At 55.2% G+C, this 23125-nt stretch carries 17 protein-coding genes; 2 read left to right on the forward strand and 15 right to left on the reverse strand.

Features of this window, described 5'->3' with window-relative positions; all coding sequences use genetic code 11:
• Positions 1–7: 7 nt before the first annotated feature.
• The 9 genes from JSS75_08220 to JSS75_08260 form a co-directional block, all read right to left on the reverse strand.
• Positions 8–2215 carry a BamA/TamA family outer membrane protein gene (locus tag JSS75_08220; protein ID MBS1903671.1) on the reverse strand — a complete coding sequence of 736 codons (2208 nt, stop codon included), beginning with the start codon at positions 2213–2215 and terminating at the stop codon, positions 8–10.
• Between the two features lie 65 nt (positions 2216–2280).
• On the reverse strand, positions 2281–2511 hold the full coding sequence (locus JSS75_08225) for a DUF2795 domain-containing protein (protein MBS1903672.1): 231 nt from the start codon (positions 2509–2511) through the stop codon (positions 2281–2283).
• Positions 2512–2630: 119 nt separating this feature from the next.
• Entirely contained in the window at positions 2631–3851 is a 1221-nt protein-coding gene (locus JSS75_08230) for a tyrosine--tRNA ligase (GenBank protein ID MBS1903673.1), read from the reverse strand.
• A gap of 2 nt (positions 3852–3853) precedes the next feature.
• The gene (gene smpB, locus JSS75_08235) at positions 3854–4309 is read right to left on the reverse strand and encodes an SsrA-binding protein SmpB (protein ID MBS1903674.1); all 456 of its coding nucleotides are present in this window, start codon (positions 4307–4309) and stop codon (positions 3854–3856) included.
• A gap of 172 nt (positions 4310–4481) precedes the next feature.
• A complete protein-coding gene (locus JSS75_08240; GenBank protein MBS1903675.1) occupies positions 4482–5429 on the reverse strand; it encodes a C40 family peptidase in 948 nt (315 codons plus the stop codon).
• Positions 5430–5659: 230 nt separating this feature from the next.
• Positions 5660–7828 carry a T9SS type A sorting domain-containing protein gene (locus tag JSS75_08245; GenBank protein ID MBS1903676.1) on the reverse strand — a complete coding sequence of 723 codons (2169 nt, stop codon included), beginning with the start codon at positions 7826–7828 and terminating at the stop codon, positions 5660–5662.
• Between the two features lie 97 nt (positions 7829–7925).
• Positions 7926–10073, reverse strand: coding sequence for a T9SS type A sorting domain-containing protein (locus tag JSS75_08250; protein MBS1903677.1), 2148 nt, complete (start codon positions 10071–10073; stop codon positions 7926–7928).
• A gap of 120 nt (positions 10074–10193) precedes the next feature.
• Positions 10194–12350 (reverse strand): T9SS type A sorting domain-containing protein, encoded by a 2157-nt coding sequence (locus tag JSS75_08255; GenBank protein ID MBS1903678.1) that lies wholly within the window; start codon positions 12348–12350, stop codon positions 10194–10196.
• A gap of 102 nt (positions 12351–12452) precedes the next feature.
• Positions 12453–14594, reverse strand: coding sequence for a T9SS type A sorting domain-containing protein (locus JSS75_08260; protein ID MBS1903679.1), 2142 nt, complete (start codon positions 14592–14594; stop codon positions 12453–12455).
• 221 nt (positions 14595–14815) lie between these two features.
• Between JSS75_08260 and JSS75_08265 the strand changes: the two genes are divergently transcribed.
• A complete protein-coding gene (locus JSS75_08265) occupies positions 14816–16138 on the forward strand; it encodes a nodulation protein NfeD (protein ID MBS1903680.1) in 1323 nt (440 codons plus the stop codon).
• Between the two features lie 5 nt (positions 16139–16143).
• Positions 16144–16971: a carbohydrate ABC transporter permease gene (locus JSS75_08270; protein MBS1903681.1), complete on the forward strand. Its 828-nt coding sequence runs from the start codon at positions 16144–16146 to the stop codon at positions 16969–16971.
• A gap of 1 nt (position 16972) precedes the next feature.
• On the opposite strand, the gene JSS75_08275 is transcribed toward JSS75_08270, so the two are convergent.
• The 6 genes from JSS75_08275 to JSS75_08300 are packed head-to-tail and all read right to left on the reverse strand — an operon-like array spanning position 16973 to position 23028.
• A complete protein-coding gene (locus JSS75_08275; GenBank protein MBS1903682.1) occupies positions 16973–17962 on the reverse strand; it encodes a polyprenyl synthetase family protein in 990 nt (329 codons plus the stop codon).
• Positions 17962–18735, reverse strand: coding sequence for a twin-arginine translocase subunit TatC (tatC, locus tag JSS75_08280; GenBank protein ID MBS1903683.1), 774 nt, complete (start codon positions 18733–18735; stop codon positions 17962–17964). Before tatC ends, JSS75_08275 begins: the two co-directional genes overlap by 1 nt.
• 5 nt (positions 18736–18740) lie before the next feature.
• Complete coding sequence (locus JSS75_08285; GenBank protein MBS1903684.1) at positions 18741–20033, reverse strand: serine hydroxymethyltransferase; 1293 nt, start codon at positions 20031–20033, stop codon at positions 18741–18743.
• Between the two features lie 36 nt (positions 20034–20069).
• A complete protein-coding gene (rpiB, locus tag JSS75_08290) occupies positions 20070–20507 on the reverse strand; it encodes a ribose 5-phosphate isomerase B (GenBank protein ID MBS1903685.1) in 438 nt (145 codons plus the stop codon).
• Positions 20504–21784, reverse strand: coding sequence for a hypothetical protein (locus JSS75_08295; GenBank protein MBS1903686.1), 1281 nt, complete (start codon positions 21782–21784; stop codon positions 20504–20506). Before JSS75_08295 ends, rpiB begins: the two co-directional genes overlap by 4 nt.
• Entirely contained in the window at positions 21781–23028 is a 1248-nt protein-coding gene (locus tag JSS75_08300) for a hypothetical protein (protein MBS1903687.1), read from the reverse strand. The genes JSS75_08295 and JSS75_08300 overlap by 4 nt, the downstream gene beginning before the upstream one ends.
• Positions 23029–23125 lie beyond the last annotated feature (97 nt).

Below are 23125 nucleotides of genomic sequence, written 5' to 3' on the forward strand. Positions count from 1 at the left end.
ATACCGCTCAGAACGATTGTCCGAGCGCGAATTGGAAGGAAGACAGGTCCCAAAAATTAAAGTGCCGGTTCCAGATCCATTCGCCGGTTGCAGTCGGTGACATCGGGCGGTCGCCGGTCGAAGATGGATCGGGATCGTAGAGCTTCATCCCAATATCCAATCGAATGACACCGATGAGTGTATTATAGTGGATGCCGAGTCCGGCATCGAGCGCACAATTTTTGATCGCCGGCGAGAGCGGACGGTCCCAGATATTTCCCGCATCGGCAAAGAAGGCCAGGCGCAGATCGGTCAGCAGGCGTTGAAGGCTTGTGATTGCGACGGGATATTGAAACGGCGCATATCTCCACTCGATATTTGCTTCGATAGACTTGTACCCGCCAAGTAACGGGCTATGCGCAGTATCCTGCGACACGACAATCCCGCGAGAGCCCCATCCACGCAACGAGTTTGGACCGCCGGCGAAGAGTCGGCGTTCGATTGGAATGTCGCGGTCTGGGTTCGACGGATTGGTTAACGCAATCGAGCCAAGCGAAAGACGAAGCGCTACGACACTTGTTCCGTTACGGGAAGCATCGAGATAGGTTTTCGCCTGTGCCGTCACCTTCGCATACGATGCACTCGGCAGCTTCGACTGAAATAAGTCTGCTATATCGGGCGTCGCAAATTGAAGTGCGCCGAGCAGAATGGACCCTGTTGTCGGGTTCAGCAGGTCGTTTGTCCAGTCGAGCGTTAGATTGATCGGTGTGATCGGCACATTGAACTGACGGCTTGTCAGCATCGGCGTTGGCGAGACGACACCGGTGTTATCGACTCGGTCGACATATTCAAGGCTGATGTCAGGTGAATATGTGACTCGCGGCAACGCGCCTGCATTGCTCAGCAAGATGTTCGAACTGAAAATTGCTTCGATCACCAGTTCTTTGTACAGATCGGTGATAGAGACGTTCGAAGCATTCCCCAGAATGATGAGCGGGCTGTGTCCGAACACATACGGCACGGAAAGCTGTAACGAACCGGAAACGCGACGATCGCTCTTCGGAATGAATTGCCACGAGAGCTGTGCCGTAAAACTCTCGGCGCCGTTGAATAACGATCGATTATTGAAGGTCGCCGCAAGACCACCGGCTCCTCTGCTCGCACCTCCGAACCCGGCAAACGCACTCGGCGTCAGGTCCATCGTGGATTGCATCCGTAGTTGTACCCGCACGGGCAAGGCCGTACCTTCGGGGATGGTATTGAGTTTGCCGCTATATGCCGAGGTATCGAGATCGACGCGATAGGCTTCGAACACACCGAGCATTCCAAGATTACGCTCGGAATTTGCAAGATCCGTGTAGCGATACCATTGCCCTGAGTCGAGTTCGATCGATCGTTTGACGACACCGGACCGCAACGTTCCTCGCGACCGAATGACGGTATCGTACGTGACCACCAATCCTCCATTTCGAACACGCGGACCGGTTTGGTACACCAGATTAATATTGAGCGTCTTCCGATCGCGATCGACAAGTACCAACTTCGACGAATCGCGCGGCGAGGTGAAGAATGCATATCCATTCTCGCGCAGGATGGTCTCGACACGGCGTGCTTCGGCAAGCAACGCCTGTTCGGTAAACGGCGAGCCATGGGTCAGCAGCGTTTCGCCGTTGACCTTTCGCGCCAGTGTCGAATCGATATGTTCCAGTCCTTCGACCGCGAAGTGATCGATCGAATATCGTGGCCCTTCATACACCTGAAACACAACGGTGTCGCTGACGTCCGGGAGATCGCCGGGATGTCTCGCCTGCTCGGTCATGCGATACCGGTCATAGGCACGCTGCCACTTCGCCGCACTGGCCGAATCTTCGTGGATCACGTAGCGTGCATGTGCATCGAGATATCCTTGACGTCGGTAATAGGCGATCAGTCGGAGCGTATCGGCATCCTGTACCTCGGGATCGATGTACTGCACCGGCATCCCGACCGTGGAAATGACACTATTGAAGAGATGTTCGTACCATTCGGAATGATACGTCTGGACGACACTCTGTAATTCGGCCGAACTAAGCGCTCCATTACCCTCGAAGCGGACAGCCTCGATGGTGCGTTTGCGAAGGCGGAGAATATCGGCTGAGTTCTGTGCTTCGGCGTTGGCGGCCATCAACGCACAGACGCTCAAATACAGAACCAACGAACGAGGACCCAACCGGCTGGGGAGTTTTCGGCGGAGCATAGAAGGGGCGCTCCGCACCGTGCGACGTGAGCCGCCGTTCTTGCGCGCCCCCACGACGATACCGATCAATATTCGTTCAATTCGTCGTCGTAATAAAACTCATCGGTTTCAGCCGAGTAATCCGGCCATACCTCTTCGATGGACTCGAAGACCTCTTCGCTATCCTCGATCTCCTGGAGATTCTTGATGACGGCCGGAGGTGCACCGATGCGTTCGCAATAATCGATCAGCTCATCGCGGGTTGCGGGCCACGGTGCATCTTCCAAAAATTGCGCTAGTTCGGGTGTCCAAAGCATACTATATCGATCTCTAAATTACAAATTAACTCTTGCGTTCTTTTAGGCAAATTACGCGCGTTTGGTTCCGAACGGTTCTGCTTTTTGAAAATTTATTGCAAACGCAATCAGCGCAACGCCTACGCACACCGCAGTTTCAGGAAGCGCCGCTTCCCTACTTTGAGAACGATCCCCTCTGTCGTTGGCGTGACACCTTCCTGGTGGCTTGTCACCTTTTCTCCGTTCAAAGATACACCACCGCCCTGAATCAGCCTGCGGGCTTCGCTCTTGGTCGGGGCAAGACCGGCTTCGACCAGCAGATCGACAATATTGCGCGACTCCCCGGATGGAAGCATCAACTCTTCGATATCGTCCGGCACTTCTTTGCGCACGAACATCTGCTCGAAACGTTCGAGTGCCGCATCGGCGGCGGCCTCGTCGAAAAATTGTGCGATGATCTCTTTCGCCAATCGAACTTTCAGGTTGCGCCGATTGCCGCTGTGGTCGTCGAGCTGCTGTTTGATCGCCGCCAGATCCTTCACGCGCGTCGCGAGTACAAAATACCGATAGATCAAATTATCCGGGATCGACATGGTCTTGCCGAACATTTCGTCGGCGCTATCGGAGAAGTTGATCGAGTTGCCGTACGATTTGCTCATCTTCCGCACGCCGTCGGTGCCTTCGAGCAGCGGCGTCGTCAGGATGCACTGCGGCTCGATCCCGTAGTGTCGCTGTAGTTCTCTACCAACGAGCAGATTGAACTTCTGATCGGTACCGCCGAGCTCGATATCGGATTTGATCGCGACCGAATCCATTCCCTGTGCAAGCGGATACAAGAATTCGTGCAGCGAGATTGGCTGCTCCTCGTCGAAGCGTTTGTGGAAGTCGTCGCGTTCGAGCATCTGGCTCACCGTGTAAGTACCGGCAAGTTTGATGACTTCGGAGAACGTCATCTTCCCAAGCCAGTCGTTATTCGAATGAATGACGAGCCGTTCGCCAAGCAAAATCTTTCCTACCTGATCGACGTATGTCTTTGCGTTCGCCTTCGTTTGCTCCTCGGTGAGCATGGGGCGAGTCTTTTGACGGCCCGACGGATCGCCGATCATCGCCGTGAAGTCACCAATAATCAAGTGTGCTTCATGCCCAAGATCCTGGAAGGTGCGGAGTTTGCCGAGCGGAACACCGTGACCGATGTGCAGATCGGGGCTCGACGGGTCGGCGCCAAGCTTCGCGACGAGCGGCTTGTTCCGCGCTGCGCTGCGTTCGATCTTCTTTGCAAGTTCGGCTTCATCGATGAGATCGACCGCGCCGCGGCGGATCTCGTCCATCTGTTCGTTCAGTGGCGGAAAATTCGTTGGCATAGTTATTCTCTATCCATTTCGCGCTTGATGTCGCGCTCTTTGATGCTCTCGCGTTTGTCGTGCGATTTCTTTCCTCGGGCAATGCCGAGCAATACCTTCACTTTATTCCCGCTGAAGTAGATCGATAGCGGAATGAGCGTAATTCCCTTGGTCGCAAGTTTCGGTGCGAGCTTCTTTAACTCCGAAGCATGGATTAACAGCTTGCGCTTTCGAAGCGGCTCGTGGTTGGAGAGGTTCGCCTCTTTGTAGGTAGAAATGTGGACGTTCTCGAGAAAGAGCTCTCCGTCGGACACTCGGGCGTACCCGCCGGTCAACTGGACTTTCCCCGCTCGCAGCGACTTCACTTCGCTGCCTTTGAGCACGATACCCGCTTCGATCTCATCGACAATAAAATATTCATGACGTGCAGACCGGTTCGTGGCGATCGATTTGATCGTCCGTTCTTTGGGTGTCCCGATATGTGCTGCGGCTTGTGCCAAATGGTGTATCGAATTCTAATTGCGTTTTTGAGAGCGATGCACGCTCTTCGTTCTACGCGATTCTGTAGTAATCGTGACGTATGAAACGCCCGAAAAACAAAACGCTCCGGCGGGTGAAGCCGGAGCGTTGAAAACTTCGAAGCTACTCGTGTTAGTTCGCTTCGTTGGTCGCTTCCGGAGCGGCATTCGCTGCCAGACGGAGTTTCTCCGTGATCTCGCGCTGTGCCGTTGCCGTGTTGGTGAACAACCGCTTGGCGAAGAGATAGTGCTTCGACCAATATTCGCTCTGGAGCGAACAGACCGTCACACCACGCGAGCAGCTTGCATTGGCGAAGAGCCCTTCCCCGACATAAATGCCGACGTGCGAAACGCGGGCATGACGTGCCGTATGGAAGAACACCAAGTCGCCGAAGTGCAGCTCGTTCTTTCGGACATCCTCGCCGAGGCCGGACTGTTCGCTGGCCGTGCGGGGCAATTCGACATTGAACGCTTTGCGGAACACCTCGCGGGTGAATGCAGAGCAGTCGATCCCGGTGCGGCCGACACCACCGAAGTGGTAGCGGGTCCCGACCCAGTCGATGATCTGCTGCATCACGTCCGAACGCGTCGCGGCGACACCCGGGTTGGACTCGTCAAAGAGCGTATAGTCGCTTTGGCGGTCCCGTGCGATCGCAGGATCTTCGGAGCTGGCGAGCAGGTCCTGATTATGGGACTTGATGAAGTCGTCGAGCGATACCTGGATGTTATCTTCTTCGCGCTCTTCCTTTGCCGCTTGGGCAATATCGTCAGCGCTCATATCATCCTCGGTGACGGACTCTTGCGGCAGTGCCTCGGCACTGGCCATGGATTTGATCTTTCCGATGATCTCGGCTTTTTCGGCGGTCGAAAGCGGATGCAGGTTCGAACGGTGGCTTCGAGCAGAGAACTTCGAATGGCGTTTTGCTCTGTGCAGAGCGCTATGCGAGGTCTTCCGTCCCGTCGTCCGACTGCTGTGCCGCTTGCGAGCTTGGCTTTGGTTCGGTGTGAATGCCGTGAGGGCGAACCCAATCACGAGCATCATCACCATCACCCAGCCACGCCCCAGGAAGCGTGTCAGCATAGGCTTGGTATTCGGTTGTGTGGTTAATGAACTAGTATATCGTCACGTACTATGAGTGCTCCCTCAGAAAGATACCGCGTATCTGTCTGAGGGAGCATTCAGATATACAAATATACGCTATTTCCGTGCCACAAGTTCGAAAAATCGGATTTTGACGGCGGTTTTATTTTGCTACCGACAAGGGGAATCACCGTCCTACAAGTACAGCGAAGACCGCAAAATAAGTCATATCAATGTATTACAGAGACAGTAGTCGTGGCAGCCGCCCCGCCGGACGAAAGTGTGAGCACATACGTTCCGCTTGAGATCGAGCCGAAATTCAGCTCTTCGACGTGTTGGCCTTCCGTTTGGAGCCCAAGATCGAACATCGCAACCCGTGTGCCACGCATATCATAGAGCTCGACATACGTCGGAGCACTTTGGCTGAGCGTGTACTGCATCCGGATCCGGTTCACGGCCGGGTTCGGATAGATGCGCTCGATCTGCAACGTTGATACCGTTGCTGCTGTCGGATTCTTCACGTCGGCTTCCTCGTCCGTATCGATTCGCAAGATCGTCCCCCGGAAACCGCAAGTCCACCCGGCGTGGGTCGTGCCGAAAGTGACACTGAACAAGTCGGCGGTGGTCAGTGCGCGTTGGGGGTGCCATGAAGAATCGGGATCGACGGTATGGATGATCATCGCACCATGCCCGACGACCGTGGCATGATAGCCGTCGGCCGTATAGATACCGAGCGGTGCAAGCGTGGAGTATTCGGTAATATCGGTATATTTCCATGTGTCCCCACCGTCACTGGAATATGCAAGCGCACCGTGCCACTGTTGTTGCAGCGGTGGCACTCCGAGTCCGCCCAAACCGCCAAGATACAAACGCGATCGAGCAGCCCCAATTCCGATTGTCGAGAATACGTAAGTATCCGGGATATTCAGTTTTTTCCAGGAAATCCCGGCGTCGCTTGTGCGGAAGACGCCATTAGGAGAAGTGATAAATCCGTATGACGAATCGAAGAACGCAAGACTTGTAATGCCCACCGTGTCCGGCAGCGGGCCATGATAGCGAGTCCAATATTGGCCGCCGTCGGTTGAACGCAAGAATAGCGCTGAATCGCCAACGGCATACACAGCATTGCGCGAAGCGAAGCTGACGGCTCGAAGGTGTCGTGTGGTGTTCGATGGGATGCGCGTCCAGGTTGTTCCGGCATCGGTGGTACCGAAGATGGTCCCGAATTCCCCGACAACGAAGCCGTTGCCGCGGTCATCGAGTGCCGAACCATAAAACGTACTCGTTGTACCGGTTTGAACCGGAAGCCACGTATGTCCGCTATCGACAGTCGTGAGGATGGCGCCGTAACTTCCGGCCGCAAAACCGCGACGGCCATCGTTCATCATGCGGATGGTTCGAAGTGCACTTGTCTGCGGTCTGCGCGGGATGAATGTCCAGCTCGTTCCTCCATCGGTCGTCTTGATCACCACACCATCTTGCCCGACCGCAATACCGGAATATTCCGAAAGCATCGAGACGCGCTTGATGGAAGTCATCGAACCGAATTCGCTGCGAGACCACGAACTCCCGCTATTGCTCGAGTACAACAGTTCTCCGTGATCGCCAACGGCGATCATCGGACCGTTTCCCTTCTTATCGACGCTGTTGAGAGGTTGTGCTCCGAGCGTGAAGTTCATCGAATCCTCAAACTGCCAACTATGTCCCGCGTCATTCGTGCCGAGGATATAGCGTCCCGGTCCGCCAACTGCGATGGCGTGACGATCGTCGAGATAATAGACATCGTTGATCGTATTGCCGGAGGGCATCCGAAAGGACTCGAACGTCCGGGCGGAGTCGCGGCTCGCATAGTACATTCCTCCGTCTCCGACGAACACAATAAGTCCCGGCCTCGGCATGCGAAGACGACGGATTGCACCGAACGACAACTCTTGTGGAAATCTGTTCCATGTCGATCCACCGTCACGGCTGATCAGCAACGTTCCAGCCGCTGAATTTCCGCCGCAGATCAGCGCCAGTTGGTTATCGACCATGAGGACATCCAGTAACGGGTCCGTCACTCCCGTAGACAACGTGGCCCAGGTTTTTCCGCCATCGGTCGTTTTATACGCTGTTCCATTCGCACCAACGACCATACCGGTCAGCGTATCGATAAAACTGACGCCATTAAGCGTGAGTGTGCCGACCTGACGGTTCGTCAGCGTCGTTCCTGCGTCGCTCGTCATGGTAACCAACCCTTTGTCACCGACCATCACGGCTGTCATCTCCGTGATGGCTTGCACCGAACGGTATGTGCCTGCAAGGTTGGAAGGATTCTGCGTGACCCACGTGTTCAGTTGAGCACGAGCAGAATGAAACGCGATGCAACATAAGATCACGATGAGTCTGTGTGTCTTCATTTCCGTTGTGGCTGCGAATGCGAACAAGCAGTCAGGACAACGTTTGAGGCCCTCTAAAGATACAACCGTCGCTGCCGAAACGCAATCGGCAACGCCTCTAACGTGTCACCACGATCTGTGTCGTTGCGGCTGCATTTCCGGCTTCCACGACAAGAATGTACGTCCCCGTGCTCAACCCTCCGAGATTGAATTCGCATGCATGCTCGCCGTCGGACTGCAGCCCTTGCATTGAGCTCAACACTCTGGCACCGAGCAGATCGAAAACTTGTATCGTCGTCGGTGCCTGCTGATCGAGGCGATATAATAGATGAATCCGGTTCACCGCAGGGTTCGGATATACACGCTCGATCTGCAACGTTGATACCGTTGCTGCTGTCGGATTCTTCACGTCGGCTTCCTCGTCCGTATCGATTCGCAAGATCGTCCCCCGGAAACCGCAGCTCCAGCCGGCATGGGTTGTGCCGTACGCAATTCCGAAGAGGTCGTTGGATGTCGGGGTTGTCTGCGCAGTCCAGGCACTTGTGGGATCGGTCGTATGCAAGATCAGTCCGTTTCGTCCGACCATAGTCGCGTGGTATCCGTCTGCAGTATAGATCGCTTGCGGAGGTTTCGGAGAGACGGTCTGCAGTTCGGTGGCGTTCCATGTATCCCCGCCGTCGACTGTATAGGCTACTGCCCCGGTATAATTTCCAAAGCCAATCCCAACGGCATAGGCATGGGTCGGCGATGTTCCGACGGCGATACTATTGAATGCAAAATCGGTGGTCGGCATGACAAGCCTCCACGAGATGCCTGCATCCGTTGTCTTGAAGATACCGGCCGGTGATGCGATCATTCCCCTCGACGAATCGAAGAATGCAATGCCGTTAATACCGAACGAGTCGGGGAGCGGCCCATGATAACGGGTCCAATATTGTCCGCCGTCGGTCGAGCGAAGGAATAGTGCAGAGTCGCCGCCGATATAGATTGCATTGCGGCTGGCTTGTGTAATACAACGGAAATGCTTCGTCGTAGCCAGGGGGACCTGTTTCCAGCTCGCTCCGGCATTCGTCGTTGAAAGCATCGTGCCGAATTCACCGACGATAAACCCACGCCCGTCGGTGTCGAGGATGGATGCGAGCAAATTCTGATTCGTGCCGCTTACCGTTGGCAGCCAAGTGTGACCGCTGTCCGAGGTTATCAGGATCGCCCCATTCCCGCCGGCAGCGAAACCGGTCTTGCCGTCCGGCATCATCTTTACCGTGCGGAACGTCTGGATCTCGGGTTTGCGCGGAATGAACTCCCATGTCGCTCCGCCATCCGTTGTTCTCATCAGGACGCCATCCTGCCCGACGACCATTCCGAGTTTATCGGAATACATCGAGACACCTTTGATCGAACTGAACGAACCGAAGTAGGAGCGATTCCAACTATTTCCCCCGTCGAATGAGTAGAGTATCTCACCGTAGTCACCAACGGCTACCACGCTATTCGGGCTCTTGGAATCAACTCGGTTCAGCGCCGTACCACCGAGCGTAAAGTTGTTGCTGTCGAGCAAATGCCAATGTACGCCCTGATCGGGAGACCCGATCATATAACGGCTCGGGCTGCCGACGGCCACAATATGTTGGTCGTCGAGGAAGCACAGGTCGTTGATCGTATTTTGATACGGGATCTGGAATTGCACGAAGGTATGGGCTGTGTCGTGCGATACGTAGAACGCGCCGTTATCACCGACGAAGACGATGAAATCCGGCCGCAGCATACGAAGACCGCGGATAAACCCAAAGCCCAACTCGCCGCCATATTGACTCCACGTCTTGCCGCCGTCGCGCGTAATTCGGAGCAGGCCGTTGCTGGATGTCCCTCCGCAGATAATCGCGGTATTCTGGTCGACCATCAGCACACCGAACAACTGCTGGGTAATACCGATGTTCAACGTTTTCCAGGTTTGTCCGCCGTCGGTGGTTTTGTATGCCGCACCATTCGAACCGACCGTCATGCCTGTAAGGCTATCGATAAAATTCACGGCATAGAGGTTCTGAGACCCGATCGATTGATTGACGATCGTTGCTCCCGCATCCGTCGAACGCGCAACCGTTCCTTTATCGCCAACCATAAACATCGTCGTCGGCGATACCATCTGGATCGCGCGGTAATACCCGGCAATATTCGACGGGTTTTGTGTGATCCAGGTATTGATCTGCGCGTCGGCAGATGAATAGATACACAGCGATACAATCAACAGAACGAATGAGCGGATCATAGAGCCAAAGAGTTACACACCAAATTCGAACTAATAATAACCATCATTCCCCTAAAAGGTTACAGTACCGTTACGGCTTGAATTCTATATGAGATACGACTTTGTATTACCCCGATCGCCTCATTTGACAACGACGATCTGTGTGGTTGCGGCAGCGTTGCCAACAGAAAGAAAGAGCAGATACGAGCCGCTGGCAAGTTCGCCGAGGTTTAATTCGTCGGTATGCTCCCCGTTCGCTCGCATACCGAGCTGCGCGTCCAGCACTCGTACTCCGAGCTGGTCGAACACTTGCACGTTCGCCTTGCCGGGTTGGTCAAGCTGATACAACAAGCGCACCCGCGATACTGCCGGATTCGGATACACTCGTTCGATCGTGAGATGCGGCATTGCAATGACATCGGGATTTCGGACATCCAATCCTTCGTCGGTATCGATGCGCAAAATCGTCCCGCGAATCCCGCAACTCCACCCGGCACGCGTCGAGCCATAGACAATACCGTACAGATTATTTGTTGTCGGCGCTGATTGCGTAGACCAAGTGACACCGCCATCAACCGAATGATAGATCAATCCATAGTGCCCTACAAAGGTCGCGTGAACTCCATCCGGTGTAAAGACATCGGACGGTGGAAACGGACTGCGTTGTAATAATTCTGTACATACCCACGTCTCTCCCCGGTCGGTACTGTAGCCGACAGCACCGGTGAACTGTCCCCCCGTTGCAAGACCTACACCGATTGCATTCGGCATCATACTACTGGCCGATAATTTCATGAACCCGCACACAATCGGAGAGAGTACCAAATGCCACGAAATACCTGCATCGGTTGTCTTGAACACACCGAATGGCGAGCACACCAACCCTTGCAGCGAATCAAAGAAGGTCATCCCAGTGATCGCAAATGAATCCGGCAACGGCCCATGGTAGCGAGTCCAATACGCCCCTCCGTCCGTCGACTTCAGAAACAGTGCCGAGTCACCACCGATATAGAGCGTGTTCTTGCTTGCCTCGGCGATGCAATGCAATGTCTTCGACGTGGCGAGAGTAACGCGCGACCACGTAACGCCGGCATCGCTAGTCCGCAGCAGCGTGCCGAAGTCGCCTACGACAAACCCTCGCCCATCCTCATTAAGCACTGCTCCGTTGAGCCCGGTGATGACACCAGTTGCAGAGGGAATCCATGTGTGGCCACTATCGACAGTATACAGAATCGTCCCGTAACCTCCGGCGGCGAATCCGCGCTGGCCGTCCGGCATCATCCGGATCGCTCGCAGCGTACGAACTTCCGGCCGACGAGGGATGAACTCCCACGTCACGCCGCCGTCGGATGTACGCATGATCAGTCCGTCCTGACCAACGGTGATACCATCAAGCGCAGAGTACATCGAAATCGCCTTCAATCCACCAAGCGATCCGAAGAAGCTTCGTGTCCAGTTCTCACCTCCGTTGGTCGAATAGAGGATCTCACCGTAGTCGCCGACGGTGACCACGTGCGCAAGATCGTTAGCATCGACACCGTTGAGCTGGGCGGATCCGAGATCGAAGTTCGCACTATCGAGCGCATGCCAATGCGTACCGCCATCGGATGTGCCAAGCATATACCGGCCGGGGCTGCCGACAGCCACAATATGCTGCTCGTCGAGGAAACAGACATCATTGAGGTCGTTCTGATATGGCAGAAGATACTTCGTGAACGACGCGGCATGGTTTCGCGTAACATAGAGCGACCCGTTCAAACCGACGAGGACAATGAAGTCCGGTCGAAGCATCCGAACCCGTTTGACAATACCGATCCCAAGTTCGGCAGCAAACAACGTCCACGTCGCTCCTCCATCGCGCGAAATATGAATCGTGCCGCTCTCCGACGTGCCACCGCAGGCGATCGCAAGGCTATCGTCAACCATCAATACGCTGTGTAGTGGTTCGTTCGATCCGGCACCGATATTCATCGGCAGCCACGTGGCCCCGCCATCGGTGGTCTGAAATGCGACGCCGGCTTCGCCCACACACATTCCACGGAGCGAATCGAGAAAGCTTACGCCGAGAAGCGACTTGGTCGTGAGCGATTTGCTCAAAAGTGTGTATCCCCCATCGGTGGAGTACGCGACGGTCCCTACGTCACCGACGGCGAACATGGTCGTCGGTGTCACCATCTGCACCGCGTGATAGACGCCGGCTAAGTTGGAGGGGTTCTGCGTAACCCACGTATTACGCTGTCCGTGCACGGAGTGCGCAAGACACAGCGATGCGACGAAAATGAGAATTGAGCGAATCATGGCGCCAATCGATTCGCGAGTACGTTGATCGAATAGAGGCATCTTTTTAAGAACAATGTTACATCGCATCTATCGACCTCGCCACATAATAGACATACACCGTCACCGCACCACAACCAATTGAGCAGTAGCTAAAGCCGATTCCGTCGTCAACGTGACGACATATGAACCGGCGGGTAATGCACGCACATCGAGTTCGGAACTGTGCTCCCCTTCGGTAAGGATACCAAGATCTCTTGAGAGAACCCTCTTCCCCTGGATGTCCATGATTGAAATCGTTGCCGAAGAGCTCTCCGGTGTTGAAATCAACAAGCGAATCCGGTCGGAAGCAGGGTTTGGATAAATACGCTCGATGTCCACGGTTGGCAGTACGACGTGTGTCGGATTGCGCACATCGGCCTGCTCGTCGGTATCGATGCGCAAAATCGTCCCGCGAATTCCGCAACTCCACCCGGCATGCGTCGAGCCGAAGCCGACACCGAAGAGGCTGTTCGATGTAAGTGTCGTCTGAAGCGACCACACTCCATCCGGGCTGCTGACATGCGTGATCTGACCGTAGCGACCAACGGCGGTCGCATGGTAACCATCGGCAGTATAAATTGCATACGCCCGGCTCACGACGCTCCCAGAGATCGCTATTCCCCATGTGTCGCCACCATCAGTAGTATGCGCATAAAACGAACCGTCAAACGAGGTACCAAGCGCAAATGCATTTGTCGGTGAACTACCAATCGCGACTGCAATCCACGCGGCAGGTAATCCGGTAGAAATGACCTGCTTCCAGGTAATTCCTGCATCGTCAGTCTTCCACATTCCGTCGGGCGAGCCAACAACCCCTCGCAACGAATCGAAAAAATTCAGCGAAGTGACTCCGAACGAATCGGGCAACGGCCCATGATACCGTGTCCAATACTCTCCTCCATCTATCGATTTCAAGAACAATGCTGAGTCACCGCCGATATAGAGCGTATTGCGGCTCGCCTCTGCGATGCACGTCAATCGTCTACTTGTACTGAGCTTGACCGTAGCCCATGTTGCGCCTGCATCGGTCGTCCGAAGCAGCGTCCCCATTTCGCCGACGATATAGCCCCGACCGTCGGCATTGAGAACTGCCGCGAGCAGCCCTGCAATAGTACCCGACTCGACCGGATTCCATGTGTGACCGCTATCCCGTGTAAACAAGATCGACCCGTAGCCCCCTGCGGCAAAGCCGGTACTTCCGTCCGGCATCATTCTCACCGTTCGAAGTGTACGGATCTCCGGTCGGCGCGGAAGGAACTCCCAACTCGCTCCTCCATCGGTCGTTCTCATAATCACTCCATCCTGACCGACCACCAACCCACTCGTTGCCGAGTACATCGACACACCTTTGAGCGATGTCAGCGCACCGAAGTCACTTCGATTCCATGTGTCGCCTCCATCGCTCGAGTACAAGAGCTCGCCGAAATCGCCGACGGCAACCACTGCATGCGGATCTTTCGAGTCCACCCCATTCAACTGGGCAGCGCCCAATGTGAAGTTATTCGTATCGAGCGCCCGCCAATGGGCTCCTTGGTCCGATGAGCCGACCAAATAGCGGCTCGGACCGCCAACAGCAACGACATGCAATTCGTCGAGGAAGCAGACGTCGTTGAGATCGTTTTGGTATGGCAGTTGATATTGAAGGAAGGTCCGCGCGGAGTCCCGGGAAACGTAGTACGTCCCGTTCGCGCCGACGAAGACGATAAAATCCGGGCGAAGCATTCGGATGTTTTTGATCGCGCCAACGCCTAACTCGCCTGAATACGGTTTCCAGGTAGCTCCTCCGTCGCGAGTGATGCGAAGGCTGCTAAAACTGCTCGCCCCGCCGCACACTAATGCCAAGTTGTGATCGACCATCAAGACCCCATAGAGCTGTTCGCTCCCGCCGATGTTCATTGGCAGCCACGTATTCCCCCCGTCGGTCGTCTTGAATGCATTGCCTTCTTCGCCGACGACCATCCCGGTGAGCGAGTCGGCGAAATTTACTCCGTAGAACGACTTTCGCATGATCGACCTGTTCTCCAGCGTTACCCCGCCATCTAACGATCGGGCGATGATCCCGACGTCACCGACGGCGAACATCGTCGTCGGCGTCACCATTTGCACCGCACGATAGACTCCCGCAAGATTCGGAGGGTTCTGTGTGACCCAGGTATTGAGTTGGGCGTGCGCGACATGCGCTGCCACCAGCAGGATGAAGGATAGAATGAGTGTGTGTCTCACGGCACTATTGAACAGGGGAACAGTATTCCTTAGAGAAGAAACTCTCGAGGGGGTGAAAAGTTACAGCCGCCCACGGGGCCGATAGTGCCCTGATTTGATTAACGTTAGGTTTGTGGGTCTCGGTGAGGCGAAGAATAGGGCACCAGATAGGAACGGGGCTCCTAGGCCGATGACACCCAAGCGAGTATTCGCGTGTTTGTTCGACAACGATACCACACTATATGCTCAGATCCTGCATTGTGATGATCGCCTTGTTGTTCGTGGTCGGGTCGTCCGCCGCTCAGCAAAAGGTCGAGGTCATCGATATCATCGGCGAAGTCGATCCCGCAATGTCGAACTATGTTGACCGTTGCGTCAACGAAGCACAGGAACAGCATGCTGTGATCCTGCTGCGAGTCAATACATTCGGCGGCAGACTCGATGTTGCAACGCACATCCGCGATGCAATAATCAACGCGAAGGTCCCCGCAACGATCGCCTTTATCGACAAACGTGCAATTTCGGCCGGTGCGCTTATCACGCTTTCCGCACAGAAGATTTATATGTCGCCGGGCTCCACGTTCGGCGCGGCAACCCCGATCCACGAGACGGGTGAAAAGGCTTCGGAAAAAGTTGTTAGTTATATGCGCGCCGAAATGCGCACGACAGCCGAACTGCACCACCGCAACCCCAACGTCGCTGCCGCCATGGTCGACGAACAACTGGGCCTCGACAGTGCATCGGGCATCTCCCTGGCAAAAGGCAGCTTACTGACACTGACCAACGAGAGCGCACGCAAATCAGGGTATATCGACGGCGAAGTGAATACGCTCAACGAGGCTCTTACTACCGCAGGATATTCGAATGTGGTAGTCACAGAAGCATCGCAGACGCTCTCTGACGAAGTGATCCGCTTCCTGACACTGCCAATGGTCAGCAGTATCCTTATCCTCATCGGGCTTGTAGGTATTTTCTATACGATCAAGACGGGTCATGTCGGGATGATTACCCTGACGTCGATCGCGGCGCTCATCCTGTTCTTTACCGCCCAGTATGTGACCCAGATCGCACCGATCATGGCGTTGGTGCTTTTTCTCGTCGGTATTTTTCTTTTCCTTATCGAACTCACACCAATCCCCTCGTTTGGCGTAGCGGCAGTGCTTGGTTTGACCGGCGTATTCCTCGGCTTATTCCTTGCCCTTGCCGGCGATCTGCGTGCGCTGACACCCGAGCGGATCCGAACGACATCGGAGGTGCTTGCCGGCGCGTTGCTTGGCTTCATTGTCGCAATGTTCATCATAATAAGGTATGCGCCGGGTTGGGGATTGATGCGGAAGTTTGTCCATCAAGTTTCGTCATCGTCGACGACAGCGATCAGCTCTGGTCGTAACGACCTTCTCGGACGATTCGGATTGGCGATCACACCGCTTCGGCCAAGCGGTACCGCAATGATCGACGGGAAGCATGTGGATGTCGTGACGACCGGCGAATTCGTGCCGGCAGGTTCGTCCGTCGAAGTAGTGCAGATCGCTGCCAGCAAGATTGTCGTTCGAACACGAGAGTAAGCGAAATGGCACAGGGTATCAAACCGCTCCGCATCCTGAACTATGCGTTGCTGATCGTCGCTTCGGTTGCGACGTTCTTCCCGTTGCTCTGGATGATCGTGTTGTCACTCTCGCCGAACCCGGCGGGATCTGCGACGATCTCGGAGCTCATCGCAAAAGGATTCACGCTGTCGAACTACTCCGATATTCTCTCTGCGGATAGTTATGGGCGCTACTTTGTCAATTCCACCGTGGTCGCATTCCTCGTTGCCGTTGGTAACTGCGTGTTGTGTTTGTACACGGCGTATGCATTCGCACGGCTGGACTTCCCCTTCAAGCGCACACTCTTTACATCGGTGCTGCTGGTATTGATGCTCCCGGCGTATGTCGTGATGATCCCCTTGTACCGCGAAATGGTGACCTTCGGTTGGATCAACACATACTTTGCACTGACGCTCCCGTTTCTTGTAACTCCGCTCGGTATCTTTCTGCTTCGTCAGTACATCGGCGAATTGCCCAAAGAGTTGGAAGAAGCGGCGTTGCTTGATGGCGCAAGCCTCATGAGCGTGATCCATAAGATCATTTTCCCCCTCACCCGTCCGGCGCTCATTGTACTGTTTCTCTACCAGTTTCTCAATACCTGGAATGCCTTTCTCTTCCCGTTTCTCTTTACCAATACGGACAAGCTCCGGACGTTACCTGTCGCGCTGACATTCTTTCAGGGACAACAATCCATCGATATCGGACACTTGATGGCAGGCGCAGGGCTATCGGCGATCCCGGTGCTCATTCTCTTTGCAGTCTTTCAACGCAAGATCATTGCGGGGCTCACCGCAGGCGCCGTCAAAGGGTAAGCTATTTCGAACGTTCGATCACAAAGTGGGAGAAATCTTCCAGCGCCTGTTTTGCTGCACTTGGTGGTAGCGGCGCGATGGCTGCTCGTGCGCGTGCGGAATACTCTTCTGCTTTCGCACGAGCATAGTCGAGTCCGCCGGTTGCACTGACGAGATTGATGATCAGATCGCGCTCGGAAGCGCTGACCTTTTTCGATTTGATCAGCGAGCGAATGCGCTTGGCTTCTTTGGGATCGATCGTAGAAAGCGTATGCAGAATCGGGAGTGTCAGCTTACGGTTTTCGAGATCATTACCAACAGGTTTGCCGACAATCGCCGCATTCCGTTCGTAATCGAAGAGATCGTCGCGAATCTGAAATGCGATCCCGACACACTCTCCATACTCGCGCAGCATCGCTCGTTCGTCGGCGTTGCGCCCGCCGTCGACCACGCTTGCCGCACCCATTTCCGTACACGTCGCGATGAGCGATGCCGTCTTGTCGGCGATTATACGAAAGTATGCTGCTTCGTCCGTGTTCATCTGACGGGACTTCTGTAACTGATACAACTCGCCTTCGCTCATGCGACGGACTGCCGTCGAGGTGATCTCGAGCAGATGAAATTGCTTCGAGTCGATCGTCAGTAACAACCCTTTCGCGAGCAAGTAATCGCCCATCAGCACGCCGGCCTTATTGCGCCAGAGCGCCCGTACACTCGCGAACCCGCGCCGAGTGTCCGCCTCGTCGATCACGTCGTCGTGGACCAAGGTCGCGGTATGTAACAACTCGACGAGCAATGCGGCACGATAGGTGGTGTCGTCAACAGTCCCGCATGCTTTTGCCGCCAGTAACACCAGCATCGGCCGGACCTGCTTCCCTTTCGTACGCACGAGATACTTTGCAATGAGATTCACGAGCGGCACGTCGGAGAGCATCGCCCCTTTCATTCGCGAGCGAAACTCCGAGAGCTCCGCCGTCACGGGCAAGAGGATCTGGTCAAGGGAGACGGGCATCAGATCTGGTTCTCCAGTTCTTTCTTTCGACGGTGACGCTGCGCAAGCATCGACGCGAAGATGGAAAGTTCGAACAGAGCCCAGAGTGGCAGGAACAAGATCAATTGCAGCATCGGATTCCCGCCGGGCGAAAGAATCGCGGCAAGGAATAGTAATACGACGATCGTATGCCTGCGATAATGCCGCATGAAGGGCGGCGTCAGAATCCCCAGACGACCGAGAAAGTACGACACGAGCGGAAGCTCGAAGACGATGCCGGAGATAACGATCGTCATCAAGAATACGCTCAAATACTTATGAACATCCGGCATGATCTTGATGTACTTCGAGCCGAAGTCCGCCGCAAAGTCAAGCGTCATGGGCAACATCACGAAATAGGCGAAGACCATGCCGACGAGAAAACTAAAGACCGTGTAGAATGTAATGGTCTTGACGTATTTCTTCTCGTGCGAATAGAGGCCGGGCTCGACGAACTTCCAGATCTGCACGATCGAGTATGGGAAGGAGACGATCACTCCGCCCCAGATAATGATCTGCATATAGAGATCGAGTTGACCGTAGATCTCTGTCGTGATAAATTGAAACGCCGGTGCGTATTTCCTCGCCGGCGAAAGAATGACTTGTTCGAGGATCCAGTCGCTGAAAATTGCACAGAGAATCATTGCAACGACGATCCCGATCGCCGCACGCATGACTACCCAGCGCAATTCCTCGAGATGGTCCCATACGGACATCTCGGGGTCGATACGTGTCGAACGATCTTCGTCAGCCATTCAGATCAGAATATCCCTTCGTAGAGCGGGAAGCCCTTGGTGAGTGTCCGGACCTCCTCACGAACGCCGGCGATGACTTTGGCATCGTCGCTGTTCGTGATCACCCGGTCGATCAGTTCTGCGATCTGTACCATCTCGCCTTCGTTCATGCCACGGGTCGTGACCGCCGATGTGCCGATACGAATACCGCTCGTCACGAGCGCAGGTTTATCGTCGTACGGCACGGCATTTTTATTGACGGTGATCGCCGCATGATCGAGTGCTTCCTCCGCAGCTTTGCCGGTGATGTTCTTGGCTCGCAGATCCACGAGCATCAGATGATTATCGGTGCCGCCGGAAATAATATTATAGCCTTTCGACACCAGCGCTGCCGCAAGCGCACGTGCGTTCTTGATCACGCGCGCACCGTATGCCGTGAACTGATGGTCGAGCGCCTCGCCGAATGCAACGGCTTTTGCGGCGATCACATGCATGAGCGGCCCACCTTGAATTCCGGGCATCACCGTCGAATCGAGCAGTTCGGATACCATCTTGGTCCGTCCGCTTTTCGGTGCAACGGCGCCCCAGGTATTCTCAAAATCCTTGCCGAGCAGGATCATGCCGCCACGCGGTCCGCGAAGGGTCTTATGCGTTGTCGACGTCACGATGTGACAGTGCGGCAACGGGCTCGTCAGATGCCCTTTTGCGATGAGGCCTGCCGGGTGCGCCATATCGCACATGAGCCATGCACCGACGGAGTCGGCGATCTCACGCATACGCTTGAAGTCGATGTCACGCGAATATGCGCTTGCGCCGACCGTGATCATCTTCGGCTTGTTGGCGTGCGCTTGCGCTTCGACGTCGTTATAATCGATATACCCGGTTTCCTTCGAGACGCCGTAGGCGCTGAACTGATACAGCTGCCCGGAAAAATTTGCCGGATGCCCATGCGTCAAATGCCCGCCATGGGCGAGGTTCATTCCGAGCACTTTGTCGCCAGGCTTCAGGAATGTGAAGTACACCGCCATGTTCGCTTGCGAACCCGAGTGTGGCTGCACGTTGGCATACTCGGCCCCATAGAGCTTCTTGACTCGGTCGCGTGCGAGATTTTCGGCGACATCGACGAACTCGCAACCACCGTAATATCGCTTGCCAGGATATCCTTCGGCATACTTGTTCGTCATCACGCTCCCCTGCGCTGCAAGCACCTGTGCGGAAACAAAATTTTCACTGGCGATCAGCTCGAGGCCTTCGCGCTGGCGTCCGATTTCCTGTGCGATCGCCTGGGCGATCTCGGGGTCTTGAATTGAAAGATTCATATCAGTATTAGAATATGCAGTGGCGTCCGGCGCAAACTACTTCACACCCGAATCGATCTTCTCCACGCGGACCTGATGACGTCCGCCTTCGAAAGCCGTCGCAAAAAATGTATCGATGATTGTCATCGCGTCTTCCCAGCTCACAAGCCGCTCACCGAGCGCCAACACGTTTGCATCGTTATGCTCGCGGGCGAGCTTCGCCATTTCCGGCGTCATGGCATCGACGGCGCGAACACCGTGATGACGATTTGCCGTGATCGAAATGCCGATGCCGCTGCCGCACACAAATACTCCTTTATCTGCCGTGTGTGTTGCAACCGCTTCGGCAGCAGGATGTCCGAAATCGGGGTAGTCGCTGCGTTCGGCAGAAAATGCGCCGAAGTCGAGCACCTCGTATCCCTTCGATGCAAGATACTCTCGTACCTTTTCTTTATATGCAAATCCTGCGTGATCGCTGGCAACAGCTACCTTCATTGATCGTCATCCCTTCTGAGCGACACGAACCACTTTTCTCCGAGCATCATCGTGGCGCTGAATTTGAAGTAGGTATCTTTCGGTTCGATGTTCGCATTGCTTGGCGTACGAATTCCGAGTTCGGCTGCGAGATCGATCGACGAACCACCACCGAACGGAATGCCAAGACCAAACGAACCGCCTACCTCGTTCACGGTAACTCCGGCAGCAGGCTTGAACGGAAGCTGTGCATAGCTTGCACCGAGCCGAAGACCGACTTTCTCCCAGAACGCAGCACCGCGCGCATCCTGTGCGCCGAGCGCCATACGTTCGAACGCGAACGAGTAACGGTTCGACGAGCCGAGCGTCGGGTCGCCGATCAAGTCCTTCGTGAGTGAAAAGACACGGGCATTGGAAAAATCCTGTCCCGAGAGATTTGCTTCGACGCGATAGCGATCGCCGAAACGCCCTGCAAGACCGAGACGGATCGACGAAGGATAGTACCCGTAGCCGCCGACTTCGATCGTCGAATCGAGCGTTGTGGAGATTGGCGTGACGATCGTCCGCTGTGTCGCAGTTAACGTCGATGCCGTCGAGTACGATACACCGATCGTCAGTCCGCGCAACTGCGGGAAGAGCGAATCGAGCGCCAGCATAAACCCAAACGTCCCGCGTAATCCGCTTTCGGCATATTCACGCTGGAAAATACCGGCCTGAACGTCATTACCAGAAATATTCGCTTGTGTCTGGGTCCGGACGTTTCCGAAAATGATATCTAATCGAGCACCGAGCGACAACGCTCCGAACGGTCGTGCGGCAAGCCCCATGTAAAACTGTGAGAGTCCGCCGGCGCGCTTGTAGATCGTGTTGCCTAGCGAATCCAAGCGTTCGGTCTGCGCTTCGGCGTCAGTGATCGGTGTGAAGCCAATTGCAGCGCCCATCGACGCAGCCGACCAGACCGATGTACCCGCCGAGAGTCCACCAAGCTTGACCATCGAGCTCACTCCCTGATCCGACCCGATCGTTGCTTTGTCATACGCATACCGCAGCCGCAGATCGACCATCGTGGCAGGGATATATGCGAAGCCCGCAGGATTCAACTCGTTGATCAACGAACCGTCCGTCAGTGCAACGCCTGTCTGGGACAATCCAAGCAGATGCGCGTGCGTACTCCCGACCGGATCGCCAAAGCCGAGGAACGAGTACGGCGACCCCTGCGCAAACGCCGAACTGCCGCTCATCAGCAGCACAGACACTGCGAACAGAATACGCAAATGCGTGAGCAGGTTACTCTTCATTTCAGATAGGAGAACGCAATGGTGAGACGTGGGCGCTTGGTCGGGTCGAGAGCATCTTGTCCGTAACAGATCCATCGATTGACATTATAGTCTTCCACGAAGATTGCCGTTCCTCCGAACGCGCGTGATGCATAGCCGGTCTGTACTTCCAGCACCACGCTGTCGACGCTGTGACGGACGGCATACTCAATCAGTGTACGGATCTGGTAATTGATAGCGTTGGCGTCCGTTGTGGAGCGCGACCCATACGACGCAATCGCAGCGATGGAATCGGCCGTGAGACTATCGCGATAGATCAACGCCGGTAGCGACGAGTCCGTCGGTACCGATCCGAAGGTGTGTTGTGTCGGGTCGGTGAACAACGTCAGCAAACCGGAATTGATCGTAGCGAACGGCCCGAGGCCGAGCTGCGTGCGTAATTGACGGGTGTCGATTACGATTCGTTCGCGGCGCCCGACACTCCCGCGCAGTTCGAACGTCCCGGTCGGGGGCGTTTGCGTTTCCTGCGCAACGTGAAAGTCGTATTCCGGTATGCGTGTTGTCGTGTAATTCCCCGCTGTCGAGAATGCTAGCAATTGAAGTGTGGGTTGCAGCGATGCGCTGCCGTTCTCGTTCGACGCAAAGGCACGAATCGTGCTCATGTTCGCGCTCGGAACGAGAACCAGCGAAAGCTGCGTCGTCCGCAGCGCCGGGAAGAGCCGGGCGGTATCGAGTTGGAGCGCGAGGTTCAAGACCGAGTCTGCGGCAACGATACCACTGTAGTGTGCAATTGGTGCACCGACCAGATCGCTTGCGGAGATCGATGCCATCGAATCCGACACAGTATTCGAAATATAGATATCGAACTCGATCGTCGTCGATCCGGACGTCCCATAGTAAAAGGCGTTGCTCATGTGGAGCTTCAGCGTATCGTCGAGCAACTGCCCGACGCTATCTTGCAAGAACGGTAGTTTTAGCACCGGCCAGGCCGAAAGCCCTTCGGAGGCGACTTGCCCGATGAAGAGGTATGGCGATGAATGGTTGGAGTTGTAGCTGCGGCCTTCGGACGAAACCGTAGGCTTCACGAACGAACTCAGCCGAAGCACCGAAGCATCGGCAAGTGACGAAGAACCACGGAATACGCTATCGCTGACGTAGTCGCTGCCGATCGTGGAAATGTTCTCTTTACACGACGATAGCAGCGAACCAAGCAACAGCATGGCGAGCGCGGCGAGATGAAAGGATGTGCGTCCGGTAATTTTCACGTTGTGGGTAAACACCGTCACTCTACGGCGAGTTTGGGAGAAATGTTGCCCTATGCGCCCAATAAAGACGCGCAATCGCTTCGGTCGTCGCAGACCG

The sequence above is a fragment of the Bacteroidota bacterium genome (assembly GCA_018266755.1).
Lineage (GTDB): Bacteria > Bacteroidota > Ignavibacteria > Palsa-1295 > Palsa-1295 > JAFDZW01.